We start from the raw sequence: 23,763 nt of genomic DNA on the forward strand, positions 1-23,763 counted from the left end.
ATGCAGGGACAAATCATTAAAGCCTTGGCGGGCTTCTATTATGTGGAGAGTGATGGTCAAGTTTACCAGACACGCGCGCGTGGGAATTTCCGTAAAAAAGGCCATACACCTTATGTCGGAGACTGGGTAGACTTTTCTGCCGAGGAAAATTCCGAAGGTTATATCCTCAAGATTCATGAACGGAAAAACAGTCTCGTCCGTCCGCCTATTGTCAATATTGACCAAGCCGTGGTGATCATGTCCGTCAAGGAACCGGACTTCAACAGCAATTTGCTGGATCGGTTCTTGGTTCTTCTAGAACACAAGGGTATCCATCCTATCGTTTATATTTCTAAAATGGATTTGCTAGAAGATAAGGGAGAACTCGATTTTTACCAGCAGACCTATGGAGCTATTGGTTACGATTTTGTGACCAGTAAAGAGGAACTCCTGCCTTTGTTGACAGGAAAAGTGACGGTCTTTATGGGGCAGACAGGTGTTGGAAAATCAACCCTCCTCAATAAAATCGCACCGGACCTCAATCTTGAAACAGGAGAAATCTCAGACAGTCTAGGTCGTGGTCGCCATACCACTCGAGCTGTAAGTTTTTACAATCTCAATGGTGGTAAAATCGCGGACACTCCAGGATTTTCATCACTGGATTATGAAGTGTCAACAGCAGAAGACCTCAATCAGGCCTTTCCAGAGATTGCCAGTGTCAGTCGAGACTGCAAGTTCCGTACTTGTACCCATACCCATGAGCCGTCCTGTGCGGTTAAGCCGGCTGTTGAAGAAGGAATCATTGCAACCTTCCGTTTTGACAACTACCTGCAATTTCTCAGTGAGATTGAAAATCGCAGAGAAACCTATAAAAAAGTCAGCAAAAAAATTCCAAAATAAGGAGAAACCTATGTCTCAATACAAGATTGCTCCGTCAATTCTGGCAGCAGATTATGCCAACTTTGAACGTGAAATCAAACGTCTAGAAGCAACTGGTGCAGAATATGCCCATATCGATATCATGGATGGTCACTTTGTACCACAAATCAGTTTTGGTGCAGGTGTGGTTGAAGCTCTTCGCCCCCATAGCAAGATGGTCTTTGACTGCCACTTGATGGTATCAAATCCTGAGCATCATCTAGAAGATTTTGCGCGTGCGGGAGCGGATATCATCAGTATCCATGTGGAAGCAACGCCTCATATCCATGGTGCCCTCCAAAAAATTCGCTCTCTTGGTGTCAAACCTTCGGTTGTTATCAATCCTGGGACACCTGTGGAGGCGATTAAGCACATCCTTCACCTAGTGGACCAAGTCTTGGTGATGACGGTTAACCCTGGATTTGGTGGGCAAACTTTTCTGCCTGAAACCATGGATAAGGTTCGTGAGTTGGTTGCCCTTCGTGAGGAAAAAGGTTTGAGCTTTGAGATTGAAGTCGATGGCGGGATTGATGATCAAACCATTTTTCAGGCTAAAGAAGCTGGTGCTACCGTTTTTGTAGCGGGATCTTATGTCTTTAAGGGAGATGTCAATGAACGAGTGCAAACTCTCAGAAAACAATTGGACTAGGGTTGCCGTTTTTGCCGGCGGAGATCGCGGTCATTATCGGACGGATTTTGATTGCTTTGTCGGTGTGGATCGAGGCTCGCTCTGGGTCTTGGAAGAAGACCTTCCTCTCGACCTAGCAGTTGGAGATTTTGATTCGGTGACTGCAGACGAACGTCAGTTGATTCAAAAACGTGCCCAACATTTTGTCCAAGCCCAGCCAGAAAAGGATGATACGGATCTGGAACTAGCACTTTTAACGATTTTTGAAAAAAATCCTCAAGCCCAAGTGACCATTTTTGGGGCTTTGGGTGGTCGTATTGATCATATGCTGGCTAATGTCTTTCTGCCTAGCAATCCCAAGTTGGCACCCTATATGCGCCAGATAGCGATTGAGGATGGGGAAAACTTGATTGCCTATTGTCCAGAAGGGAGCAGTCAGCTTCAACCCCGTTCAGACTACGATTATCTAGCCTTTATGCCAGTTCGGGATAGCCAGCTGACTATTCTTGGTGCCAAGTACGAATTGACAGAGGAGAATTTTTTCTTTAAAAAAGTATACGCTTCTAACGAATATATAGATAGGGAAGTTTCGGTGACTTGCCCTGATGGCTATGTGGTTGTCTTGCATAGCAAGGACAGGAGGTAGGATGGAGACTGTATTACTACTATTATTAATTGCCAACCTAGCTGGACTCTTTCTCATTTGGCAAAGGCAAGATAAGCAAGACAAGTACCTAGCCAAGAGCTTGGAGGATCAGGCAGACAATCTTTCAGATCAACTGGATTACCGCTTTGAACAAGCCAGACAAGCCAGCCAGCTGGATCAAAAAGACTTGGAAGTGGCTGTCAGCGACCGTTTGCAAGAAGTGCGAATGGAGTTGCACCAAGGCCTGACGCAAGTCCGTCAAGAAATGACAGATAATCTGTTGCAAACTAGAGATAAGACTGACCAACGTCTCCAAGCCCTGCAGGAATCAAATGAACAACGCTTGGAGCAAATGCGCCAGACGGTCGAGGAAAAATTGGAAAAGACCTTGCAGACGCGCTTGCAGGCTTCCTTTGAGACAGTTTCAAAGCAACTAGAGTCGGTCAATCGTGGCCTGGGAGAGATGCAGACAGTTGCCCGCGATGTTGGTGCCCTTAACAAGGTTCTCTCTGGAACCAAGACGCGAGGGATTCTGGGTGAATTGCAACTGGGGCAAATCATCGAAGACATCATGACACCTGCCCAGTACGAACGAGAATTTGCAACTGTTGAAAACTCTAGCGAGCGAGTAGAGTACGCCATCAAGTTACCTGGCCAAGGCGACCAGGAATATGTCTATTTGCCGATTGACTCCAAGTTTCCACTGGCGGATTATTACCGCTTAGAAGAAGCTTATGAAGCAGGCGATAAGGACGAAATCGAACGCTGTCGTAAGTCACTCCTAGCAAGCGTCAAGCGCTTTGCCAAGGATATCAAGAGCAAGTACATAGCGCCACCGCGGACGACCAATTTTGGAGTCTTGTTTGTTCCGACAGAGGGACTCTACTCAGAGATTGTTCGCAATCCGGTCTTCTTTGATGATTTGAGACGGGAGGAGCAGATTATTGTTGCTGGCCCAAGTACCCTATCAGCCCTGCTTAACTCTCTATCAGTTGGCTTCAAGACTCTCAATATCCAAAAGAGTGCCGACCATATCAGCAAGACTCTTGCCAGCGTCAAGACCGAGTTTGGCAAGTTCGGAGGCATTCTGGTCAAGGCACAAAAGCATCTCCAACATGCCTCTGGCAATATTGATGAATTATTAAACCGTCGTACCACAGCTATTGAGCGGACGCTCCGTCACATTGAGTTATCAGAAGGTGAGCCTGCGCTTGATCTACTCCATTTCCAAGAAGATGAGGAAGAATATGAAGATTAGTCACATGAAAAAAGATGAGCTGTTTGAAGGTTTTTACCTGATTAAGTCAGCTGACCTAAGACAGACGCGTGCTGGGAAAAACTACCTAGCCTTTACCTTCCAAGACGATAGCGGCGAGATTGAAGGGAAGCTCTGGGATGCCCAACCTCATAACGTTGAGGCCTTTACCGCAGGGAAAGTCGTCCACATGCAGGGACGTCGAGAAGTTTATAACAACACTCCTCAAGTCAATCAAATTACTCTCCGCTTGCCTCAGCCTGGGGAACCCAATGATCCAGCTGACTTCAAGGTCAAGTCACCAGTTGATGTCAAGGAAATCCGTGACTACATGTCGCAAATGATTTTCAAGATTGAAAATCCTGTCTGGCAGCGTATCGTTCGTAGTCTCTACACCAAGTATGATAAGGAATTCTACTCCTATCCGGCTGCCAAGACCAACCACCACGCCTTTGAAACGGGTTTGGCCTATCATACAGCAACCATGGTGCGCTTGGCAGATGCTATTAGTGAGATTTATCCTCAGCTCAACAAGAGCCTACTCTATGCGGGGATTATGCTGCACGACTTGGCTAAGGTTTTAGAACTCAGTGGTCCCGATCAGACGGAGTACACAGTTCGAGGCAATCTCATCGGCCATATCGCCCTCATCGATAGTGAAATAACCAAGACAGTCATGGAACTAGGCATCGATGATACTAGGGAAGAAGTGGTGCTACTGCGCCATGTTATCCTCAGTCATCATGGCTTACTGGAGTATGGAAGTCCAGTCCGTCCACGTATCATGGAGGCGGAGATTATCCATATGATTGACAATCTAGATGCCAGCATGATGATGATGTCAACAGCTCTAGCTTTGGTGGACAAAGGAGAGATGACCAATAAAATCTTTGCTATGGACAATCGTTCCTTCTATAAACCAGATTTAGATTAATAATTTAAGAAAAACGAGCATTTTTTACGCAATAATGTTCGTTTTTTTATGTGAATATGGTATAATGGATAAAATATCAAAATTAAATGGAATGGTAAATAAAAATGAAATTAAGAAGAAGTGATCGGATGGTTGTCATTTCCAACTATTTGATTAATAATCCATACAAACTAACCAGTCTCAATACCTTTGCAGAAAAGTACGAATCTGCTAAATCATCGATTTCAGAGGACATCGTGATTATCAAGCGTGCCTTTGAGGAAATCGAAATCGGTCATATTCAGACTGTGACGGGAGCAGGTGGTGGCGTTATCTTTACACCATCAATCTCGAGTCATGAAGCCAAAGAAATGATCGCAGACTTGCGTGACAAACTTTCAGAAAGCGACCGTATCTTGCCAGGTGGCTACATCTACCTGTCTGATTTGCTTAGTACGCCTGCCATTTTGAAAAATATTGGGCGTATCATTGCCAAGAGCTTTATGGACCAAAAAATCGATGCCGTTATGACAGTAGCAACTAAAGGGGTTCCACTCGCAAATGCAGTTGCCAATGTCCTCAACGTTCCATTTGTCATTGTGCGTCGTGACTTGAAAATTACCGAAGGTTCAACGGTCAGCGTCAACTATGTTTCAGGTTCCAGTGGTGACCGCATTGAGAAAATGTTCCTTTCAAAACGCAGTCTCAAGGCAGGCAGTCGTGTCTTGATTGTGGATGACTTCTTGAAAGGCGGCGGAACTGTCAACGGGATGATTAGTCTCTTGCGTGAATTCGATTCTGAACTAGCTGGTGTCGCAGTCTTTGCAGACAATGCCCAAGAAGAACGTGAAAAGCAGTTTGATTACAAGTCACTCTTGAAAGTAACTAATATTGATGTTAAGAACCAATCCATCGATGTCGAGATTGGAAATATCTTTGACGAAGACAAATAAGAGATAGAACTAAAGGTTGGAACGCTTGTCCCAGCCTTTCTTTGCAAACAGAATAGAAGGATGCTTATGAAAACACCATTTATCAGCCGTGAAGATTTAGAAACAATTGTTGCAGAGTTCCCGACTCCCTTTCACTTGTATGATGAGAAGGGGATTCGTGAAAAAGCAAGAGCCGTCAACCAGGCCTTTTCTTGGAATAAGGGATTCAAAGAATATTTTGCCGTCAAGGCCACTCCAACCCCAGCCATCTTGAAAATCCTCCAAGAGGAAGGTTGTGGTGTGGACTGTTCTAGTTATGTGGAACTTTTGATGAGCCATAAACTGGATTTCCCCGGTTCTGAAATCATGTTCTCTTCTAACAACACGCCTGACAAGGAATATGCCTATGCGCGTGAATTAGGTGCGACCATTAACTTGGATGCCTTTGAAGACATTGAACATCTAGAGCGAGCGGCAGGCATTCCAGAAATTATCTCTTGTCGTTACAATCCTGGAGGAGTTTTTGAGCTAGGGACAGACATCATGGACAATCCTGGAGAAGCCAAGTTTGGCATGACCAAGGATCAGCTTTTTGAAGCCTTTGCGGTTTTGAAGGAAAAAGGAGCCAAGACATTTGGGATTCACTCTTTCCTAGCATCCAATACCGTCACCCATCTCTACTACCCAGAGTTGGCGCGTCAGCTTTTTGAATTAGCCGTTGAAATTAAGGAAAAGTTGGGTATTTCGCTAGACTTTATCAATCTTTCCGGCGGTATTGGTGTCAATTATCGCCCAGACCAGGAGCCAAATGACATCGCTGTGATTGGTGAGGGAGTTCGTAAGGTTTATGAGGAAGTCCTCACACCTGCAGGACTTGGTCAGGTCAAGATTTTTACTGAATTAGGCCGCTTTATGTTGGCGCCTCACGGAGCTTTGGTCACAAGAGTCACTCATAAGAAAAAAACCTACCGTACCTATCTGGGCGTGGATGCCTCAGCAGTCAACCTCATGCGCCCCGCCATGTATGGAGCCTACCACCATATCACCAATCTGACCCATCCAGATGGACCAGTTGAGGTGGTAGATGTGGTTGGTTCACTCTGTGAAAACAATGATAAATTTGCAGTGAACCGCGAACTACCTCATACAGAAATCGGTGATTTGCTAGTGATTCATGATACAGGTGCACATGGATTCTCCATGGGTTACCAGTACAATGCCAAACTACGCTCGGCAGAAATCCTCTATACCGAAGAAGGAAAAGCCCGCCAAATCCGCCGTGCAGAGCGTCCTGAGGACTATTTTGCAACCTTATATGGTTTTGATTTTGAACCGGATCACTAAGAGGGAATGAAAATGAAAGTGAAAAACAGATTGCTTTCTAAAAAATAGACAAAAAACCTTGTTTTTCACCTTACTCGTGATATAATAAAACTATAAAACGGTTTCAAGGAAGGTGACGATATGTCTGAAGAAACAATTGACTATGGACAAGTGACAGGAATGGTGCATTCGACAGAGAGTTTTGGGGCGGTAGATGGCCCTGGGATTCGGTTTATTGTCTTTTTGCAGGGCTGTCACATGCGTTGCCAGTACTGCCATAACCCAGACACATGGGCTATGGAGACCAATAAATCACGCGAACGGACAGTAGACGATGTCTTGACAGAAGCCCTTCGCTACCGTGGTTTCTGGGGAGACAAGGGAGGAATCACTGTCAGTGGTGGAGAAGCCCTCTTACAGATTGATTTCCTAATTGCCCTCTTTACCAAGGCCAAGGAAAAAGGAATCCACTGTACCTTGGATACCTGTGCCCTTCCGTTCCGTAATAAACCACGTTATCTCGAAAAGTTTAATAAACTCATGGCGGTAACAGACTTGGTTCTTCTGGATATCAAGGAAATCAACGAAGAACAGCACAAGATTGTCACAAGCCAAACCAATAAAAACATCTTGGCCTGTGCCCAGTACCTATCAGATATCGGGAAGCCTGTTTGGATTCGCCACGTGCTGGTTCCAGGATTGACAGATAGAGATGAGGATTTGATCGAACTTGGTAAGTTTGTCAAGACCCTCAAAAATGTTGACAAGTTTGAAATCCTACCTTATCATACGATGGGAGAATTCAAGTGGCGTGAACTTGGGATTCCTTATTCGCTTGAAGGGGTCAAACCTCCAACAGCAGACCGTGTCAAGAATGCCAAGGAATTGATGGATACAGAAAGTTACCAAGATTACATGAAACGTGTTCATGGATAAAAAAGAAGCCTGATGGAGACATCGGGCTTTTGTGATGCAAAAAGACTTAGCCTCTCAGCTAAGCCTTTTTCTTATTTTCTAGAATGTTGTTTACCAGCATTGCGTTTTTTATGTTTCTTATTAGTCATGATCGCAGTTGCTTGGTTTGGAGTGACATCTTTGCGTCCGCCTCCAGTTGAAAATGAACTTGCTTTTGGTGGGTTTTTTGCAAATTCTTCACGAACTTTTTTGCGGAGTTTTGGACGAACAACATAGTTAACGATGAACTGTTGGAGAATCATCATGAAACCACCGACAACCCAGTAAAGCGTCACACTGGCTGGTGCGAAGAGGGAGAAGACGACAATCATGAGTGGACTCACGTAAATCATTCTTTTTAGTTGATCTCTTTGCATCTCGTCTTCTACTCCATGAAGTGAAAGAAGTGATTGGAGATAGTAGAGGATACCAGCGAAAGCGACAAGGAGCAGACTTGGTGAACCAAGATCGATACCCAAGAAGGTAGAGCTAGCTACCCCGTCAGTGTATTGGGCTGCAAAGTAGATAGCAGAGAAGAAAGGCATTTGAATGAGGATAGGGAAACATCCTACACCACCGAACATGCTAATGCCATGTTCTTTCTGAGCTGCAAAGAGAGCTTGTTGTGCTTCTAGTTTTTCTTCTTGAGTGGTTGCTTCTTTGAGACGTGTTTGATGTGGTTCAAGCACGTGTTTGAGGGCATTCATCTTTTCAGAGTGAAGCGTTGCCTTCCATGATTGGTAGATACCAAGTGGCAAGATAATCAAGCGCACGATGATGGTTACGATGATGATAGCCACACCAAAGCCTAGACCTTTATCAGTAGCGAAGTACTTGATAGCTTCAGCCATAGGTGCTCCGATGGTATTCCAAATCAATCCTGTAGGTTGTCCTGTGGCTTTGTCTACTTGGACACAGCCTGTCAAGACGAGTAGCATAGCCACTCCCATAGCAGAGAGGGCAAAACGTTTAATAGATTTCAATGTTTTCATTCCTTCTTTAAAAATTATACCTTTCTATTCTACTGTTTTTTTGTAAAATATACAATAGTTCTAGAGACCTAATTTGCGACTTTGAAGTCCGAATAGGATGAAAAGTTGCTCATTTGTACATCTAGATAGGTAACTTTTGAAAAAGGTGTCGGACCTTTTCGGATTTCTTGGATAAATTTTGCCATAGTGGCAGAGGAGTCTGCCTGAGCAAGAATTTCCACTGTGCCATCGTCGTTATTCCAGACACGACCAGTGATGCCGCCGATTTCAAGAGCTAAAGTATAAACACCCCAGCGAAAACCAACACCCTGCACCCTGCCTTGGGCAATCATTCTAACCTTTTGCATACCAAACCCCTTTGATTGTGTTATAATATTTCTATGACTATTATAACCTCAAAAGCCAATTCTGTGGTAAAAAATGCCAAGAAATTGCATCAAAAAAAATATCGAAAGTCTGCTTATTTGATTGAGGGCTGGCACTTGTTTGAAGAAGCTGTTCAAGCAGGAGTGACGATTGAAAAGGTCTTTGCCCTAGAAAGTTACCGAGATCAGCTAGCGGCTTTTCCACAAACAGTCTGGGTTTCAGAGGAAATTTTGCGGGATTTAGCAGATACGCAAACTCCTCAAGGGATTGTTGCAGTGATTCAAAAAGAAGAAGTGGGACTGCCTGATCTCCATCAGGGCAAGTATCTATTTTTAGAGGATGTTCAAGATCCTGGTAATGTGGGCACCATGATTCGGACGGCGGATGCTGCAGGTTTTACAGGGGTTATTGTCTCAGACAAGTCAGCAGATATATACAGTCTCAAGACCCTGCGTTCCATGCAAGGAAGTCATTTTCATTTGCCTATCTATCGTATGCCTCTTGTCAGCTTTGTAGAAGAGGCAAAGAAGAGCAATTTGCCCATTCTGGCAACGACCTTATCGAGAGAGTCAAAGGATTATCGTGAGCTTTCTTCACTAGAGAACTTTGTTTTAGTCATGGGAAATGAAGGGCAGGGGATTAGTTCTGTCATGGCTGAGAGTGCTGATCAGCTGGTTCATATTGGCATGAAAGGCCGAGCAGAAAGTCTCAACGTAGCAGTTGCAGCAGGAATTTTGATGTTTTATTTTAGCTAATTTATAAAATCTTTGTTATAATCAAGACATATTTATAGAAAAAGGAGAATCAGAATGAATCAAACGATTATTCAAGAACGTTCAGGTCTTAATCAATTTTACGCTAAGGTTTATGCTTTTGTGGGACTTGGGATTGGTCTATCGGCTCTCGTGTCAGCTTTGATGTTGACAGTCTTTCAGTCCCAATTAGTCTACTTTTTAATGCATGGCCGTCTCTGGTTGATGATTGCAACTTTTGCAGAACTTGCTCTAGTCTTTGTTGCAAGTAGCATGGCTGCAAAAAATAGCCCAGCAGCTCTCCCAGTATTTTTAGTTTATTCTGTTTTAAATGGTTTTACCCTTAGCTTTGTCGTAGCCTTCTATACACCTGGGACCGTCTTATCAGCCTTTGTATCCAGCGCCCTTCTCTTCTTTGTCATGGCGGCAATCGGAATTTTCACTAAGAAAGATTTGAGTGGAATGGGCCGAGCTTTGATGGCGGCGCTTGTTGGTCTCATCATTGCCATGGTTGTGAATCTATTTTTAGCCAATAGCTTCTTTGACTACATGATTAGTATTGCCATGGTCTTGGTCTTCTCAGGTTTGATTGCTTGGGATAACCAAAAGATTCGCTATGTTTATGAACAGTCACGAGGACAAGTAGCGACAGGATGGGTCATCTCAATGGCGCTTAGCATCTACCTAGACTTTATCAACCTCTTCCTTAGCATCTTACGAATCTTTGGTCGAAACGATTAATGAATGTCAGAGTCAGTGTTCAAAAGAGCACTGACTTTTTCTTATTTACTCTTTTCTTTTCTTGGAAATAGGTGTATAATGCTTTTAACTAATTTTTGAGGAGCTGTTTATGAAGAAAAGTTTTATTCATCAACAAGAAGAAATTTCCTTTGTTAAAAATACCTTTACCCAGTATTTGAAAGATAAGTTAGAAGTTGTTGAAGTTCAAGGTCCTATCTTGAGCAAGGTCGGAGATGGGATGCAGGACAACCTGTCAGGTGTCGAAAATCCAGTATCTGTCAAGGTTTTGCAGATTCCAGATGAAACCTATGAAGTCGTTCACTCACTTGCCAAATGGAAACGCCACACCTTGGCTCGTTTTGGTTTCGGTGAAGGTGAGGGTCTATTTGTTCACATGAAGGCCCTTCGTCCAGACGAAGATTCGCTTGATGCGACCCACTCAGTTTATGTGGACCAGTGGGACTGGGAGAAGGTTATCCCAAATGGTCAACGCAATATCGCCTATCTCAAAGAAACCGTTGAGAAGATTTACAAGGCTATTCGTCTGACAGAGCTAGCCGTAGAAGCCCGCTATGATATCGAATCCATCTTGCCAAAGCAAATCACCTTTATCCATACAGAAGAGTTGGTAGAACGTTACCCAGACTTGACACCAAAAGAGCGTGAAAATGCAATCTGTAAAGAGTTTGGTGCAGTCTTCTTGATTGGTATCGGTGGCGAGTTGCCTGACGGAAAACCTCATGATGGCCGTGCACCTGACTACGATGACTGGACAACAGAGTCTGAAAATGGCTACAAGGGGTTGAATGGCGATATTCTCGTTTGGAACGAATCTCTTGGTTGTGCCTTTGAACTTTCATCAATGGGGATTCGGGTAGATGAGGATACCCTTCGTCGCCAAGTGGCTCTTACAGGAGACGAAGATCGTCTTGAGCTGGAATGGCATAAAGCCCTGCTTAACGGCCTTTTTCCACTGACAATCGGTGGAGGGATCGGACAGTCTCGGATGGCCATGTTCCTTCTTCGTAAGAAACACATCGGAGAGGTTCAGACCAGTGTTTGGCCTCAAGAAGTTCGCGATACGTACGAAAATATTTTGTAGAGAATCGAACCGCAAGGTTCGGTTTTCTTTCTCTTTTTGCCTATAATTTGGTATAATAAACGGTATGAAAATCGTATCAGGAATCTACGGAGGGCGTCCCCTCAAGACGCTAGAAGGCAAGACGACGAGGCCGACATCAGATAAGGTGCGAGGAGCTATCTTTAACATGATAGGTCCCTATTTTGAGGGTGGTCGTGTCTTGGATCTCTATGCTGGCAGTGGTGGTCTGTCTATTGAAGCTGTGTCAAGAGGGATGTCCCATGCTGTCTTAGTGGAACGGGAGCGAAAGGCGCAAGCTATCATCGCTGAAAACATCCAAATGACCAAGGAAGTTTCCAAATTTCAGCTCTTAAAGATGGAGGCTGAACGGGCCTTGGAGCAAGTGAAGGGTCCCTTTGACCTGGTCTTTTTAGACCCGCCCTATGCCAAGGAACAAATCGTTGCAGATATCGAAAAAATGGCAGAAAGAAACCTTTTCTCCGAAGAGGTCATGGTTGTCTGCGAAACCGATAAATCTGTAGAGCTTCCAGAAGAAATCGCCTGCTTAGGCATCTGGAAGGAAAAAATATATGGGATTAGTAAGGTGACAGTTTATGTCAGATAAAATTGGATTATTTACAGGTTCATTTGATCCGATGACAAATGGACATCTGGATATCATTGAACGTGCCAGCAAACTCTTTGATAAGCTCTATGTCGGGATTTTCTACAATCCCCACAAACAAGGCTTTCTCCCTGTTGAAAATCGCAAACGAGCAGTCGAAAAAGCAGTGGCGCATTTAGATAATGTAGAGGTGCTGGCTTCTCATGACCAACTAGTCGTCGATGTTGCAAGAAGACTGGGGGCTAAAACCCTTGTCCGTGGCTTGCGAAATACCACCGACTTGCAATACGAGTCTAGTTTTGATTACTACAATCATCAACTGGCTCCAGAAATCGAAACCATTTACCTATATAGCTGCCCAGAGCATCTTTATATCAGCTCTTCGGCCGTGAGAGAACTTCTGAAGTTTGGTCAGGAGATTCAGCAATATGTCCCAAACAGTGTTGTGGAGGAATTAGAACATGAAGAAAAAAACTAGATGGCCCTTATATGTCATCCTAGCACTAGTATTGACTTTTTTAGCCTTTGTAGTACCTTTACCTTACTACATAGAAGTTCCGGGTGGAGCGGAAGATATTCGTCGAGTTTTGAAAGTCAATGAAACAGAGGATACGGAAGCAGGAGCTTACCAGTTTGTAACAGTTGGTATTCGACACGCAACCCTATCGCATCTTGTCTATGCTTGGTTAACACCTTTCACGGATATTAGAAGTGCCAAGGAGACTACGGGTGGCTCTACTGATGCAGAGTTTATGCGGATCAATCAGTTTTACATGCAAACTTCTCAAAATATGGCCAAGTATCAAGGATTGAAGACGGCTGGTAAAGATATCGAACTCAAGTATCTTGGAGTCTATGTCTTGACCGTGACGGACAATTCAACTTTTAAGGGTATTCTGAACATTGCAGATACTGTGACGGCTGTTAATGACAAAACATTTGACAGTTCAAAAGACTTGGTCGACTATGTCAACTCTCAACAATTAGGGGACACGGTCAAGGTAACCTATGAAGAAGACGGAAAAGTCAAGTCTGCAGAAGGTAAAATTATCACTCTCGAAAACGGGAAAAACGGGATTGGGATTGGCTTGATTGACCGTACGGAAGTGACCAGTGACGTTCCCATTCGCTTCTCTACAGCTGGTATTGGCGGCCCAAGTGCTGGTCTCATGTTTAGTCTAGCCATCTATACCCAGATAGCAGATCCAGGACTTCGTAATGGCCGCATCGTTGCGGGAACGGGAACTATTGATCGCGATGGAAATGTTGGCGACATCGGTGGAATTGACAAAAAAGTGGTTGCAGCCTCTCGTCAGGGAGCCAACATCTTTTTTGCTCCTGACAATCCAGTCACCGAGGAAGCAAAAAAAGCAGATCCAAATGCGAAAAGCAACTATGAAACAGCCCTAGAAGCTGCCAAAACGATCAAGACAGAGATGAAAATCGTTCCTGTTAAAACTTTGCAGGATGCGATTGATTACCTTAAAAACAATCCCTAATTTGTAAAAAAATTGAAAACTAGCGCGCAAGCGGATAAGATGGTATAATAGTCAAATGGTTCAATTATTATTCACTCTAAGTAGTCATATACTCTTTATTTATTTGAGTTTTTACCTTTTGAAGGATCTTGTAAGATGGGAAAAGGTTTTAAAAGTGACCGCTACTAACACAAAAAAGGTTCGTTTGTTGGTAGGCTTCTTTAGTATTGTGATGGGCTACATCTTGAGTTCATTCTTTATCAGTTTGTACCAACTGTGGCAAGAAGCACTTAGGGGACTATTATAAAATCAAAAGTAAAGGAAACAACTATGGAAAAAATTGTGGTTCAAGGCGGTGATAATCGTCTGGTCGGAAGTGTGACGATCGAGGGGGCAAAGAATGCCGTCTTGCCCTTGTTGGCAGCGACTATTCTAGCAAGTAAGGGTAAGACAGTCTTGCAGAACGTCCCAATCTTGTCAGATGTTTTTACCATGAATCAAGTAGTTCGTGGTCTGAATGCCAAAGTTGACTTTGATGAGGGAGCTCATCTTGTCGAAGTCGATGCTACTGGTGACATCACGGAGGAAGCTCCTTACAAGTATGTCAGCAAGATGCGTGCATCGATCGTTGTCTTGGGACCAATCCTTGCTCGTGTAGGACATGCCAAGGTATCCATGCCAGGTGGTTGCACCATTGGGAGTCGTCCGATTGATCTCCACCTCAAGGGCTTAGAAGCTATGGGAGCTAAGATTAGCCAGACAGCTGGTTACATCGAAGCCAAGGCAGAACGCTTGCATGGCGCTCATATCTATATGGACTTCCCTAGTGTCGGCGCGACACAAAACCTGATGATGGCAGCGACGTTAGCTGACGGTGTGACTGTCATTGAGAATGCTGCGCGTGAGCCGGAAATTGTTGACCTTGCTATTCTTCTTAATGAAATGGGAGCCAAGGTCAAGGGAGCTGGTACTGAAACAATTACAGTGACTGGTGTCGAGGAACTCCATGGAACAACTCATAATGTGGTACAGGACCGTATCGAAGCTGGAACCTTTATGGTGGCGGCAGCCATGACTGGAGGTGATGTCCTGATTCGAGATGCAGTCTGGGAGCATAATCGCCCCTTGATTGCCAAACTCCTTGAAATGGGAGTTGAGGTAACGGAGGAGTCAGAAGGCATTCGTGTCCGTTCTCAACTGGAAAATCTTAGAGCTGTTCATGTAAAAACCTTGCCTCATCCAGGATTTCCGACAGATATGCAGGCTCAATTTACAGCCTTAATGACTGTTGCAAAAGGGGAATCCACTATGGTGGAAACTGTATTTGAGAATCGATTCCAACATCTGGAGGAAATGCGTCGGATGGGCTTGCATTCGGAGATTATCCGTGATACAGCTCGTATCGTAGGAGGACAAGTCTTGCAGGGAGCAGAAGTTCTATCAACAGACCTTCGTGCCAGTGCGGCTTTGATTCTGACAGGTCTGGTAGCGCAAGGGGAGACAGTTGTCGGTAAATTAGTCCACCTTGACAGAGGTTACTACCGCTTCCATGAGAAATTGGCTCAGCTAGGAGCGAAGATTCAGCGAATCGAGGCAAATGATGAAGAAGAATAAAAATTTACGCTATGTACTCCGTCGCTTACTATTGATTTTTATCGTACTATTGCTAGGCTTTCTGGCTTTAGGAATCGGCTTGATGGTTGGTTATGGCATCCTAGGAAAGGGACAGGATCCATGGGCAATCTTGTCTCCAGCAAAGTGGCAGGAATTGATTAGCAAATTTACAGGAAATTAGACTGGGAGACCAGTCTTTTTCTAAAGAAATAAGGAGAAAAATGGACAAAAAAACAAGACAAGCTCTGATAGGATTACTTCTATTCTTACTCTTGACTGCTGGAAGCTACTACATCAAGCAGATGCAGTCAGCACCAAATAGCCCTAGAACCAAGGTTAATCAGAAAAAACAAGCTTCAGAAGCACCCAGTCAGGAGTTGGCAGAAAGTGTCTTAACCGAGTCAATCAAAAACCAAATCAAGGGTAATCTCGAGTGGAATGGAGCAGGGGCCTTTGTTGTCAATGGCAATAAAACCAATCTAGATGCCAAGGTTTCCAGCAAACCCTATGCGGATAATAAGACAAAGACAGTGGGAAAAGAAACAGTCCCGACTGTTGCCAATGCCATCTTATCCAAAGCGACTCGGCAGTATAAGAATCGTGAAGAGACTGGAAATGGATCAACCTCTTGGACGCCACCAGGATGGCATCAGGTCAAGAATCTAAAGGGAGCCTACACACATGCAGTTGATAGAGGACACCTGCTGGGCTATGCCTTGATAGGTGGATTGGATGGTTTTGATGCCTCTACCAGCAATCCCAAGAACATTGCAGTTCAGACAGCTTGGGCAAACCAAGCACAGGCTGAGGATTCGACAGGCCAGAACTACTATGAGAGTCTAGTCAGAAAAGCCTTGGACCAAAATAAGAGGGTCCGTTATCGCGTGACACTCCACTATGCGACAAATGAGGATCTAGTTCCATCCGCTTCACAAATTGAAGCCAAATCTTCAGATGGCGAATTGGAGTTCAATGTCCTAATCCCCAATGTTCAAAAGGGAATCCAGCTTGACTATCGAACAGGTCAAGTGACAGTGACGGATTAGAAACAATGGATACTATATAAAACAGCTCCTTTGTCTCCTAGAGGCAGGGGAGTTGTTCTTTAAATGAAAAATAATGTGAATCCTGATCGATTTTATGATATAATGGAACACAAGATACTATTTTAGGAGAAGGACTATGGAAGACCCGAGCAGTCAGAATTTGTTGCTACAGTTTGTATTGTTATTTATCTTGACCCTGTTAAATGCTTTTTTCTCAGCCACTGAAATGGCGATGGTGTCACTAAACCGTTCCCGAGTGGAGCAAAAGGCAGAAGAGGGAGACAAACGTTACATTCGTTTGTTAAAGGTACTTGAAAATCCTAACCACTTTTTATCAACCATTCAAGTCGGTATCACCTTAATCACGATCTTATCAGGGGCAAAATTGGCAGATACACTTGGACAAGTAATTGCCTCTTGGATGGGGAATGGAGAAACAGCTTATGCCATTGCAAGTTTCCTCTCTTTGGCATTCTTGACCTACATCTCTATTGTTTTTGGTGAACTCTATCCTAAACGGGTTGCCCTTAATCTAAAAGATGCCTTAGCCATTCGCTCTGTTCCGATTATCATTGGGCTTGGGAAGATTGTCAGTCCCTTTGTCTGGTTGTTATCTGCTTCAACCAATCTCTTGAGTCGTTTAACGCCAATGACCTTTGATGATGCGGATGAAAAAATGACTCGAGATGAAATTGAGTACATGTTGACCAAAAGTGAGGAAACTTTGGATGCAGACGAAATCGAGATGTTACAAGGGATCTTCTCTTTAGATGAGCTGATGGCGAGAGAAGTCATGGTTCCTCGGACAGATGCCTTTATGGTGGATATTCAGGATGATAGTCAAACCATTATCCAAAGTATTCTAAAGCAAAATTTCTCACGTATCCCTGTTTATGATGGGGATAAGGACAATGTGATTGGTTTGATTCATACCAAGCGTTTGCTAAACGCTGCCTATGCAGATGGCTTTGAAAATATTGTCTGGAAGAAGATCTTACAAGATCCACTCTTTGTTCCTGAAACTATTTTTGTGGATGACTTGCTAAAAGAATTGCGAAATACCCAAAGACAAATGGCCATTTTGCTCGATGAATATGGTGGTATGGCTGGACTGGTCACACTGGAAGACCTGCTGGAGGAGATTGTCGGAGAAATTGACGATGAGACAGACCGAGCAGAAATCGAAGTCCATCAAATCGGTGAGGACACCTATATTGCACAGGGAACCATGAATCTTAACGACTTCAATAACTACTTTGGTGTCGAACTAGAAAGCGATGATGTGGATACCATCGCCGGTTATTATTTGACGGGTGTTGGTACGATTCCAACAACTGAAAAAATCAGTTATGAACTGGTCAGTCAAAACAAGCAAATCGTCCTGACCAACGATAAGGTGAAAAATGGACGTGTTACCAAGGTAAAAGTTCAAATCACAGAACTAGAACTTGAAGAAGAAACAGAATAAAGCAGTGACTTGAGTCACTGCTTTTTGTAAATCTAGATGGTAGGTTCAGTTATACCCCATTTATTAGGAATAATAAAAAAGCCCGGTTTTACGAGCTTTTCATTTGGTTAATTCCTGTTAATTCAGGTACTGAAAGGCGGTAGACGGATTTGAACCGACGATCAAGCTTTTGCAGAGCCGTGCCTTACCACTTGGCTATACCGCCTCAACGTTTATTATTATACCTTGAAAATCATTTCCCGTCAATAGTTTCTTATTCTAAAATCCAATTTAAGAAAACAGATGATGATTGAGGAAGTGAGAAAAATCTTGTAAAAATCCCGTTCTAAAGAGGGTCAGACTAGAAAATATTTCTTGCAGAAACAAACAAAGAATGTAGAAATTTTGACAAATAGAAGTTTTTTGAGGAAATGCGCCTAAATATTCTGAAAATTCGTTTACTTTTTAAAAAATATATGTTATAATTTCCAATAAGCCTAAATTTTTCAAGAGGAGTTAAAAACATGAAAAAAAGTAGAGTATTTGTTGCAGCAGGAGTTGCTTTATTAGCGGCAGGAGTACTAGCTGCTTGTGGTTCTTCAAAATCATCTGATTCAACAGCGCCAAAAAATTATGGCTATGTTTATACAGCTGACCCAGAAACGTTGGATTACCTCATTTCAGGGAAACAAAGTACTAAGGTCGCCACTTCAAATGGTATCGATGGTCTTTTCACAAACGACAAGTATGGGAATTTAGTTCCTGCAGTTGCAGAAGACTGGTCAGTTTCAAAAGATGGTTTGACTTATACCTACAAGATTCGTAAAGGTGTCAAATGGATGACATCTGATGGCGAAGAGTATGCTGAAGTAACAGCCAAAGACTTTGTAAATGGTTTGAAACACGCAGCTGACAATAAATCAGCAGCTAAGTATCTAGCAGAAGATTCAGTTAAAGGTCTAGCTGACTATATAGCTGGAAACAATAAAGATTTTGCTTCAGTCGGTGTAAAAGCAGTTGATGATTACACCCTTGAATACACTTTGAACAAACCAGAACCATACTGGAACTCTAAGCTGGCCTACTCAATCTTCTGGCCATTGAACGAAGAATTTGAAAAATCAAAAGGATCTGATTTTGGTAAAGCGACTGACCCTACATCATTGCTTTACAATGGACCATTCTTGCTGAGAGGTTTGACTGCTAAGTCATCTATCGAATTTGTGAAGAATGAAAACTATTGGGACAAAGACAATGTTCATCTTGATAAAGTAACACTTGCTTACTATGATGGTTCAGATCAAGAATCAATTGAACGTAACTTTACAAGTGGGGCTTATAGCTATGCCCGTCTCTTCCCAACAAGTTCAAACTACTCTAAGGTAGAAGAAACTTACAAAGACAATATTTACTACACTCCATCAGGTCCAGGTATTGGTGGTTTGGGTGTAAATATTGACCGTCAAGGTTACAAATACACTTCTAAGACAACTGATGAAGAGAAGACTTCTACTAAGAAAGCCCTTCTTAACAAGGACTTCCGTCAGGCTTTGAACTTTGCCTTTGACCGTACTTCTTACTCAGCACAAATTAATGGTAAGGAAGGTGCTCCTCTTGCAGTTCGTAACCTCTTTGTGAAACCAGACTTTGTCTCTGCAGGCGAAAAAACTTTCGGTGACTTGGTAACTGAAAAGATGGCGGCTTACGGTGATGAATGGAAGAATGTAAACTTTGCGGATGGTCAAGATGGACTTTTCAACGCCGATAAAGCCAAAGCCGAATTTGCCAAAGCTAAAACAGCATTGGAAGCAGAAGGTGTGAAATTCCCTATCCACTTGGATATCCCAGTAGACCAAACATCTAAAAACTATATTGCACGTATTCAATCCTTCAAACAATCCGTTGAAACAGTACTTGGAGAAGAAAACGTAGTCATCGATATCCAACAAATCACTACAGATGAACTACAGAATATTACATACTACGCAGCTAGCGCAGCGGCAGAAGATTGGGATCTCTCAGGTGCTGTTGGATGGAACCCTGACTATGAAGATCCATCAACTTACCTTGATATCTTGAAAACAACGAATGCTGAACAAACAAAAACCTATATGGGTTACGAAGGTGCAGATAATGCTGCAGCGGCTCAAGTTGGTTTGAAAGAATACGATAAGCTAGTTGATGAAGCAGGAAAAGAAACAAGCGACTTGAATGTTCGTTATGAAAAATACGCGGCTGCTCAAGCTTGGTTGACAGATAGTTCACTCTTCTTGCCAGCTATGTCATCAAGTGGTGCTGCACCAATCATTTCTCGTGTTGTGCCATTCTCTGCATCTTACAGTCAATCTGGAGATAAGGGATCAGACGTATACTTCAAGTATATTCAGTTACAAGATAAGGTTGTAACAAAAGCTGATTATGAACAAGCTCGTGAAAAATGGCTCAAAGAGAAAAAAGAATCAAACGAAAAAGTTCAAAAAGAATTGGCTAATCACGTTAAATAAATAACTCTCAAGAGAACTTTCTCTCCATGAGGAGAAGGTTCTTTTGGGATTTTAAAAGGAAACGATATGAAGAAATATATTTTTATGCGTGTACTGCGTTCATTGTTGTCTATTTTCTTGGTGACAACTTTGACTTACACAATTATTTATACGATGGTTCCTCGGAAATTGATTTTCAAGCAGGATACCAACTATAACAAGATTGCAACGACGCCGGACAAGCGGGATAATTATGAAAATACCGTTTATGAACGGATGGGCTATATCGAGTACTACGATACCAAGGAGTTGCAAGAAAGAGCGAGCACAATGGACTCATCTGTAACAGTGGATGCCAATGATACCAATAAGGCAATCTACGAAAAATACATCAACCAACTAGGAAATGGTTGGACACTTGGTGTGTTCTCAGAAAGTGGTCAATTCTATGCTACGCGTGAAATTCCAATTTTTGAACGTGTTTTCAAATTCTATTCCAACTTGATTGATATTGATCATCCAAACAAGATTCAAGACCCTGAAAATCCAAACTTGCAACGTTATCTTCGTTTTGAAAATGACCCTGCTATCGGTTGGTCATTGGTTGGTTCAGGTACAAAACATAAATACCTTTTGTATTTCAACAATCAATTCCCATTTGTACACCAAAACTTTGTGAACATTAACTTGGGTGATTCTTACCCAACTTATGCAAACACACCAGTGCTTCAAGTTATCACACAAGGTCAGGGACAAACTAAGACATCAGAAGTTCAATTCCCTACAGGTAAAAAGACTTCATCTGTAGATATTTACTCTCGTACTTACAAATCTCCAAGTCAAGCAGATGCGCGTGAAGTAGCCAACTATGGTAAAGACGATCCATATACAGCTACAGAAAGCAATTATCAATATCCTTCAATGATTGCAAGCTCAGCGGTTGCTGGTTTGATTGGTTTGATTATTTCGTATGCGATTGCGATTCCACTTGGATCTGCTATGGCTCGCCACAAGAATACTTGGATTGATAGCTTCTCGACAGGTGCTCTAACCTTCTTGCTTGCCCTTCCAACGATTGCCTTGGTTTATATCGTGCGCTTGATTGGATCATCTATCGGTCTGCCAGATTCATTTCCTATCTTGGGAGCAGGGGACTGGCGTTCATATGTCTTGCCAGCAGTCATTCTAGGTTTGCTGGGTGCACCAAGTACAGCTATCTGGATTCGTCGTTACATGATCGACTTGCAATCTCAGGACTTCGTACGTTTTGCTCGTGCCAAAGGTTTGTCTGAAAAAGAAATTTCAAATAAACACATCTTTAAAAATGCCATGGTTCCTTTGGTTTCAGGTATTCCTGGTGCCGTAATCGGAGTTATCGGTGGTGCAACATTGACAGAAACGGTCTTCGCTTTCCCAGGTATGGGTAAAATGTTGATTGACTCTGTTAAGGCATCAAACAACTCAATGGTAGTTGGTCTTGTCTTCATCTTCACATGTATTTCTATCTTCTCACTCTTTGTAGGTGATATCTGGATGACCATGCTTGACCCACGTATTAAATTGACAGAGAAAGGAGGCAAATAATGTCAACAATCGATAAAGAAAAATTTCAGTTCGTAAAACGTGACGATTTTGCCTCTGAAACAATTGATGCTCCTGCCTATTCATACTGGGGTTCTGTATTTAGACAATTTCTAAAGAAAAAATCAACCGTCTTTATGCTAGGAATTTTGGTTGCTATTATCTTGATGAGCTTTATTTACCCAATGTTCTCAGATTTTGACTTCAACGATGTAAGTAAGGTCAATGACTTCTCTGCTCGTTTTATCAAGCCCAATGCTGAACATTGGTTTGGTACAGATAGCAATGGTAAATCCTTGTTTGACGGGGTTTGGTTTGGTGCGCGTAACTCTATCCTCATCTCTGTAATTGCAACTTTTATCAACCTTGTAATTGGGGTTATTGTTGGTGGAATTTGGGGAATTTCAAAATCCGTTGACCGTGTCATGATGGAAGTTTATAACATTATTTCAAACATTCCATCTCTCTTGATTGTCATTGTCTTGACTTACTCAATCGGTGCTGGTTTCTGGAATTTGATTTTTGCAATGAGTGTGACAACTTGGATTGGGATTGCTTATATGATTCGTATCCAAATCATGCGTTACCGTGACTTGGAATACAACCTTGCTTCTCAAACACTTGGAACACCAACCTTTAAAATCATCGTTAAAAACATCATGCCACAATTGGTATCTGTTATTGTTTCTACAATGACCTTGATGTTGCCAAGCTTCATCTCTTATGAAGCCTTCCTTTCCTTCTTTGGATTGGGATTGCCTGTAACAGTGCCAAGTTTGGGACGTTTGATCTCAGATTACTCACAAAACGTTACGACCAACGCTTACTTATTCTGGATTCCGTTGACAACCTTGATCTTGGTATCCCTATCTCTTTTCGTTGTTGGTCAAAATCTAGCGGATGCTAGTGATCCACGTACACATAGATAGGAGTAGACATGATAAAAGGAAAAAATGTAATTTTGACTGCTCGTGATATTGTCGTGGAATTTGACGTTCGTGACAAAGTTCTGACGGCTATCCGAGGAGTTTCTCTGGACCTGATCGAAGGAGAAGTTCTTGCCTTGGTAGGTGAGTCCGGTTCTGGTAAATCTGTTTTAACAAAAACCTTTACAGGGATGTTGGAAGACAATGGACGTATTGCTCAAGGAAGCATCGACTATCGTGGACAAGACTTGACCGCTCTTACTTCTAACAAGGAATGGGAGAAGATTCGTGGTGCTAAAATTGCGACCATCTTCCAAGATCCTATGACAAGTTTGGACCCAATCAATACAATCGGTAGCCAAATCACTGAAGTTATCGTTAAACACCAAGGGAAAACAGCTAAGGAAGCCAAAGAGATGGCAATCGACTATATGAACAAGGTCGGAATCCCAGATGCTGAAAAACGTTTTGAAGAGTATCCTTTCCAATATTCTGGAGGGATGCGCCAACGTATCGTTATTGCGATTGCCCTTGCCTGTCGTCCAGATATCTTGATCTGTGACGAGCCAACAACGGCTCTTGATGTAACCATTCAAGCACAAATCATTGATTTGCTTAAAACTTTACAGAACGAGTACCACTTTACCATTATCTTTATCACCCATGACCTTGGTGTGGTAGCAAGTATTGCCGATAAGGTAGCGGTTATGTATGCTGGAGAAATTGTAGAATATGGAACTGTTGAGGAAGTTTTCTACGACCCACGTCATCCATATACTTGGAGTCTCTTGTCTAGCTTGCCTCAGCTTGCTGATGATAAAGGGGAATTGTACTCTATCCCAGGAACACCACCGTCTCTTTATACTGAGTTGAAAGGTGATGCCTTTGCCCTTCGTTCAGATTATGCGATGCAAATTGACTTTGAACAGAAAGCACCTCAGTTTTCAGTCACTGATACTCACTGGGCTAAGACTTGGTTGCTTCATGAGAATGCTCCTAAAGTTGAAAAACCTGGGGTCATCGCAGATTTGCATGACAAAATTCGTGATAAAATGGGCTTTGCTCATCTAGAAGACTAGGAGG

At 42.8% G+C, this 23,763-nt stretch carries 25 protein-coding genes and 1 tRNA gene; 23 read left to right on the forward strand and 3 right to left on the reverse strand.

Annotation, left to right across the window (positions count from 1 at the left end):
- From rsgA to pflA, 8 genes are all read left to right on the forward strand, one after another.
- Entirely contained in the window at positions 1-879 is an 879-nt protein-coding gene (rsgA, locus tag NYE79_RS01420) for a ribosome small subunit-dependent GTPase A (protein ID WP_070567744.1), read from the forward strand.
- Positions 880-889: 10 nt separating this feature from the next.
- Complete coding sequence (gene rpe, locus NYE79_RS01425) at positions 890-1,546, forward strand: ribulose-phosphate 3-epimerase (RefSeq protein ID WP_198464978.1); 657 nt, start codon at positions 890-892, stop codon at positions 1,544-1,546.
- Positions 1,509-2,171, forward strand: a complete 663-nt coding sequence (locus NYE79_RS01430) for a thiamine diphosphokinase (protein WP_198464977.1) — start codon at positions 1,509-1,511, stop codon at positions 2,169-2,171. Before rpe ends, NYE79_RS01430 begins: the two co-directional genes overlap by 38 nt.
- A 1-nt stretch (position 2,172) precedes the next feature.
- The gene (locus NYE79_RS01435; protein WP_162285015.1) at positions 2,173-3,429 is read left to right on the forward strand and encodes a DNA recombination protein RmuC; all 1,257 of its coding nucleotides are present in this window, start codon (positions 2,173-2,175) and stop codon (positions 3,427-3,429) included.
- Positions 3,419-4,360 (forward strand): 3'-5' exoribonuclease YhaM family protein, encoded by a 942-nt coding sequence (locus tag NYE79_RS01440; protein WP_084936802.1) that lies wholly within the window; start codon positions 3,419-3,421, stop codon positions 4,358-4,360. The genes NYE79_RS01435 and NYE79_RS01440 overlap by 11 nt, the downstream gene beginning before the upstream one ends.
- Positions 4,361-4,464: 104 nt before the next feature.
- Positions 4,465-5,292 carry a pur operon repressor gene (purR, locus tag NYE79_RS01445; protein ID WP_002874197.1) on the forward strand — a complete coding sequence of 276 codons (828 nt, stop codon included), beginning with the start codon at positions 4,465-4,467 and terminating at the stop codon, positions 5,290-5,292.
- Positions 5,293-5,358: 66 nt separating this feature from the next.
- On the forward strand, positions 5,359-6,615 hold the full coding sequence (locus NYE79_RS01450) for a diaminopimelate decarboxylase (RefSeq protein ID WP_339293738.1): 1,257 nt from the start codon (positions 5,359-5,361) through the stop codon (positions 6,613-6,615).
- 120 nt (positions 6,616-6,735) lie between these two features.
- Positions 6,736-7,530, forward strand: coding sequence for a pyruvate formate-lyase-activating protein (pflA, locus tag NYE79_RS01455; RefSeq protein ID WP_001288281.1), 795 nt, complete (start codon positions 6,736-6,738; stop codon positions 7,528-7,530).
- A 71-nt stretch (positions 7,531-7,601) separates the two neighbouring features.
- On the opposite strand, the gene yidC is transcribed toward pflA, so the two are convergent.
- Positions 7,602-8,531: a membrane protein insertase YidC gene (yidC, locus tag NYE79_RS01460; protein WP_049479479.1), complete on the reverse strand. Its 930-nt coding sequence runs from the start codon at positions 8,529-8,531 to the stop codon at positions 7,602-7,604.
- Positions 8,532-8,608: 77 nt separating this feature from the next.
- Positions 8,609-8,887 (reverse strand): acylphosphatase, encoded by a 279-nt coding sequence (locus NYE79_RS01465; protein WP_001174620.1) that lies wholly within the window; start codon positions 8,885-8,887, stop codon positions 8,609-8,611.
- A gap of 33 nt (positions 8,888-8,920) precedes the next feature.
- Here NYE79_RS01465 and NYE79_RS01470 point away from each other — a divergent pair, with 33 nt between their 5' ends.
- The 11 genes from NYE79_RS01470 to NYE79_RS01520 all read left to right on the forward strand — a co-directional run bounded on the left by NYE79_RS01470 (position 8,921) and on the right by NYE79_RS01520 (position 17,711).
- Positions 8,921-9,661 carry an RNA methyltransferase gene (locus NYE79_RS01470; protein ID WP_216728813.1) on the forward strand — a complete coding sequence of 247 codons (741 nt, stop codon included), beginning with the start codon at positions 8,921-8,923 and terminating at the stop codon, positions 9,659-9,661.
- A 54-nt stretch (positions 9,662-9,715) separates the two neighbouring features.
- A complete protein-coding gene (locus tag NYE79_RS01475) occupies positions 9,716-10,399 on the forward strand; it encodes a Bax inhibitor-1/YccA family protein (RefSeq protein WP_001076870.1) in 684 nt (227 codons plus the stop codon).
- Positions 10,400-10,508: 109 nt separating this feature from the next.
- Positions 10,509-11,501 carry an aspartate--ammonia ligase gene (gene asnA / locus NYE79_RS01480; RefSeq protein WP_000747998.1) on the forward strand — a complete coding sequence of 331 codons (993 nt, stop codon included), beginning with the start codon at positions 10,509-10,511 and terminating at the stop codon, positions 11,499-11,501.
- Between the two features lie 64 nt (positions 11,502-11,565).
- A complete protein-coding gene (rsmD, locus tag NYE79_RS01485) occupies positions 11,566-12,105 on the forward strand; it encodes a 16S rRNA (guanine(966)-N(2))-methyltransferase RsmD (protein WP_216728814.1) in 540 nt (179 codons plus the stop codon).
- Positions 12,095-12,583 carry a pantetheine-phosphate adenylyltransferase gene (coaD, locus tag NYE79_RS01490; RefSeq protein ID WP_216728815.1) on the forward strand — a complete coding sequence of 163 codons (489 nt, stop codon included), beginning with the start codon at positions 12,095-12,097 and terminating at the stop codon, positions 12,581-12,583. Before rsmD ends, coaD begins: the two co-directional genes overlap by 11 nt.
- Positions 12,567-13,604 (forward strand): SepM family pheromone-processing serine protease, encoded by a 1,038-nt coding sequence (locus tag NYE79_RS01495; RefSeq protein WP_000730772.1) that lies wholly within the window; start codon positions 12,567-12,569, stop codon positions 13,602-13,604. Before coaD ends, NYE79_RS01495 begins: the two co-directional genes overlap by 17 nt.
- Before the next feature lie 55 nt (positions 13,605-13,659).
- Positions 13,660-13,890, forward strand: coding sequence for a DUF1146 family protein (locus tag NYE79_RS01500; RefSeq protein WP_002892633.1), 231 nt, complete (start codon positions 13,660-13,662; stop codon positions 13,888-13,890).
- Between the two features lie 23 nt (positions 13,891-13,913).
- Positions 13,914-15,197, forward strand: coding sequence for a UDP-N-acetylglucosamine 1-carboxyvinyltransferase (gene murA, locus NYE79_RS01505; protein ID WP_180833558.1), 1,284 nt, complete (start codon positions 13,914-13,916; stop codon positions 15,195-15,197).
- On the forward strand, positions 15,184-15,378 hold the full coding sequence (locus NYE79_RS01510; RefSeq protein ID WP_000739701.1) for a DNA-directed RNA polymerase subunit beta: 195 nt from the start codon (positions 15,184-15,186) through the stop codon (positions 15,376-15,378). The genes murA and NYE79_RS01510 overlap by 14 nt, the downstream gene beginning before the upstream one ends.
- Positions 15,379-15,418: 40 nt before the next feature.
- Positions 15,419-16,243 carry a DNA/RNA non-specific endonuclease gene (locus NYE79_RS01515; protein ID WP_339293739.1) on the forward strand — a complete coding sequence of 275 codons (825 nt, stop codon included), beginning with the start codon at positions 15,419-15,421 and terminating at the stop codon, positions 16,241-16,243.
- A gap of 136 nt (positions 16,244-16,379) precedes the next feature.
- Positions 16,380-17,711, forward strand: a complete 1,332-nt coding sequence (locus NYE79_RS01520; RefSeq protein ID WP_339293740.1) for a hemolysin family protein — start codon at positions 16,380-16,382, stop codon at positions 17,709-17,711.
- Between the two features lie 134 nt (positions 17,712-17,845).
- On the opposite strand, the gene NYE79_RS01525 is transcribed toward NYE79_RS01520, so the two are convergent.
- Positions 17,846-17,916 (reverse strand) — tRNA-Cys (locus NYE79_RS01525).
- 298 nt (positions 17,917-18,214) lie between these two features.
- Between NYE79_RS01525 and NYE79_RS01530 the strand changes: the two genes are divergently transcribed.
- The 4 genes from NYE79_RS01530 to NYE79_RS01545 all read left to right on the forward strand — a co-directional run bounded on the left by NYE79_RS01530 (position 18,215) and on the right by NYE79_RS01545 (position 23,759).
- Complete coding sequence (locus tag NYE79_RS01530) at positions 18,215-20,194, forward strand: peptide ABC transporter substrate-binding protein (protein WP_000749711.1); 1,980 nt, start codon at positions 18,215-18,217, stop codon at positions 20,192-20,194.
- A gap of 66 nt (positions 20,195-20,260) precedes the next feature.
- Complete coding sequence (locus tag NYE79_RS01535) at positions 20,261-21,757, forward strand: ABC transporter permease (RefSeq protein WP_000759894.1); 1,497 nt, start codon at positions 20,261-20,263, stop codon at positions 21,755-21,757.
- Positions 21,757-22,683 (forward strand): oligopeptide ABC transporter permease OppC, encoded by a 927-nt coding sequence (oppC, locus tag NYE79_RS01540; protein ID WP_000103692.1) that lies wholly within the window; start codon positions 21,757-21,759, stop codon positions 22,681-22,683. Before NYE79_RS01535 ends, oppC begins: the two co-directional genes overlap by 1 nt.
- A gap of 8 nt (positions 22,684-22,691) precedes the next feature.
- Positions 22,692-23,759, forward strand: a complete 1,068-nt coding sequence (locus NYE79_RS01545; protein WP_049519748.1) for an ABC transporter ATP-binding protein — start codon at positions 22,692-22,694, stop codon at positions 23,757-23,759.
- The last annotated feature ends 4 nt before the right edge of the window (positions 23,760-23,763 follow it).

The sequence above is a fragment of the Streptococcus sp. FSL W8-0197 genome, from assembly GCF_037963785.1.
GTDB classification, from domain to species: Bacteria; Bacillota; Bacilli; order Lactobacillales; family Streptococcaceae; genus Streptococcus; species Streptococcus oralis_CQ.

Coding starts and splice junctions, on each gene's coding strand:
- rsgA (WP_070567744.1), top strand. CDS start 1: ATGCAGGGACAAATCATTAAAGCCTTGGCGGGCTTCTATTATGTGGAG.
- rpe (WP_198464978.1), top strand. CDS start 890: ATGTCTCAATACAAGATTGCTCCGTCAATTCTGGCAGCAGATTATGCC.
- NYE79_RS01430 (WP_198464977.1), top strand. CDS start 1,509: ATGAACGAGTGCAAACTCTCAGAAAACAATTGGACTAGGGTTGCCGTT.
- NYE79_RS01435 (WP_162285015.1), top strand. CDS start 2,173: ATGGAGACTGTATTACTACTATTATTAATTGCCAACCTAGCTGGACTC.
- NYE79_RS01440 (WP_084936802.1), top strand. CDS start 3,419: ATGAAGATTAGTCACATGAAAAAAGATGAGCTGTTTGAAGGTTTTTAC.
- purR (WP_002874197.1), top strand. CDS start 4,465: ATGAAATTAAGAAGAAGTGATCGGATGGTTGTCATTTCCAACTATTTG.
- NYE79_RS01450 (WP_339293738.1), top strand. CDS start 5,359: ATGAAAACACCATTTATCAGCCGTGAAGATTTAGAAACAATTGTTGCA.
- pflA (WP_001288281.1), top strand. CDS start 6,736: ATGTCTGAAGAAACAATTGACTATGGACAAGTGACAGGAATGGTGCAT.
- NYE79_RS01465 (WP_001174620.1), bottom strand. CDS start 8,887: ATGCAAAAGGTTAGAATGATTGCCCAAGGCAGGGTGCAGGGTGTTGGT.
- NYE79_RS01470 (WP_216728813.1), top strand. CDS start 8,921: ATGACTATTATAACCTCAAAAGCCAATTCTGTGGTAAAAAATGCCAAG.
- NYE79_RS01475 (WP_001076870.1), top strand. CDS start 9,716: ATGAATCAAACGATTATTCAAGAACGTTCAGGTCTTAATCAATTTTAC.
- asnA (WP_000747998.1), top strand. CDS start 10,509: ATGAAGAAAAGTTTTATTCATCAACAAGAAGAAATTTCCTTTGTTAAA.
- rsmD (WP_216728814.1), top strand. CDS start 11,566: ATGAAAATCGTATCAGGAATCTACGGAGGGCGTCCCCTCAAGACGCTA.
- coaD (WP_216728815.1), top strand. CDS start 12,095: ATGTCAGATAAAATTGGATTATTTACAGGTTCATTTGATCCGATGACA.
- NYE79_RS01495 (WP_000730772.1), top strand. CDS start 12,567: ATGAAGAAAAAAACTAGATGGCCCTTATATGTCATCCTAGCACTAGTA.
- NYE79_RS01500 (WP_002892633.1), top strand. CDS start 13,660: ATGGTTCAATTATTATTCACTCTAAGTAGTCATATACTCTTTATTTAT.
- murA (WP_180833558.1), top strand. CDS start 13,914: ATGGAAAAAATTGTGGTTCAAGGCGGTGATAATCGTCTGGTCGGAAGT.
- NYE79_RS01510 (WP_000739701.1), top strand. CDS start 15,184: ATGAAGAAGAATAAAAATTTACGCTATGTACTCCGTCGCTTACTATTG.
- NYE79_RS01515 (WP_339293739.1), top strand. CDS start 15,419: ATGGACAAAAAAACAAGACAAGCTCTGATAGGATTACTTCTATTCTTA.
- NYE79_RS01520 (WP_339293740.1), top strand. CDS start 16,380: ATGGAAGACCCGAGCAGTCAGAATTTGTTGCTACAGTTTGTATTGTTA.
- NYE79_RS01530 (WP_000749711.1), top strand. CDS start 18,215: ATGAAAAAAAGTAGAGTATTTGTTGCAGCAGGAGTTGCTTTATTAGCG.
- NYE79_RS01535 (WP_000759894.1), top strand. CDS start 20,261: ATGAAGAAATATATTTTTATGCGTGTACTGCGTTCATTGTTGTCTATT.
- oppC (WP_000103692.1), top strand. CDS start 21,757: ATGTCAACAATCGATAAAGAAAAATTTCAGTTCGTAAAACGTGACGAT.
- NYE79_RS01545 (WP_049519748.1), top strand. CDS start 22,692: ATGATAAAAGGAAAAAATGTAATTTTGACTGCTCGTGATATTGTCGTG.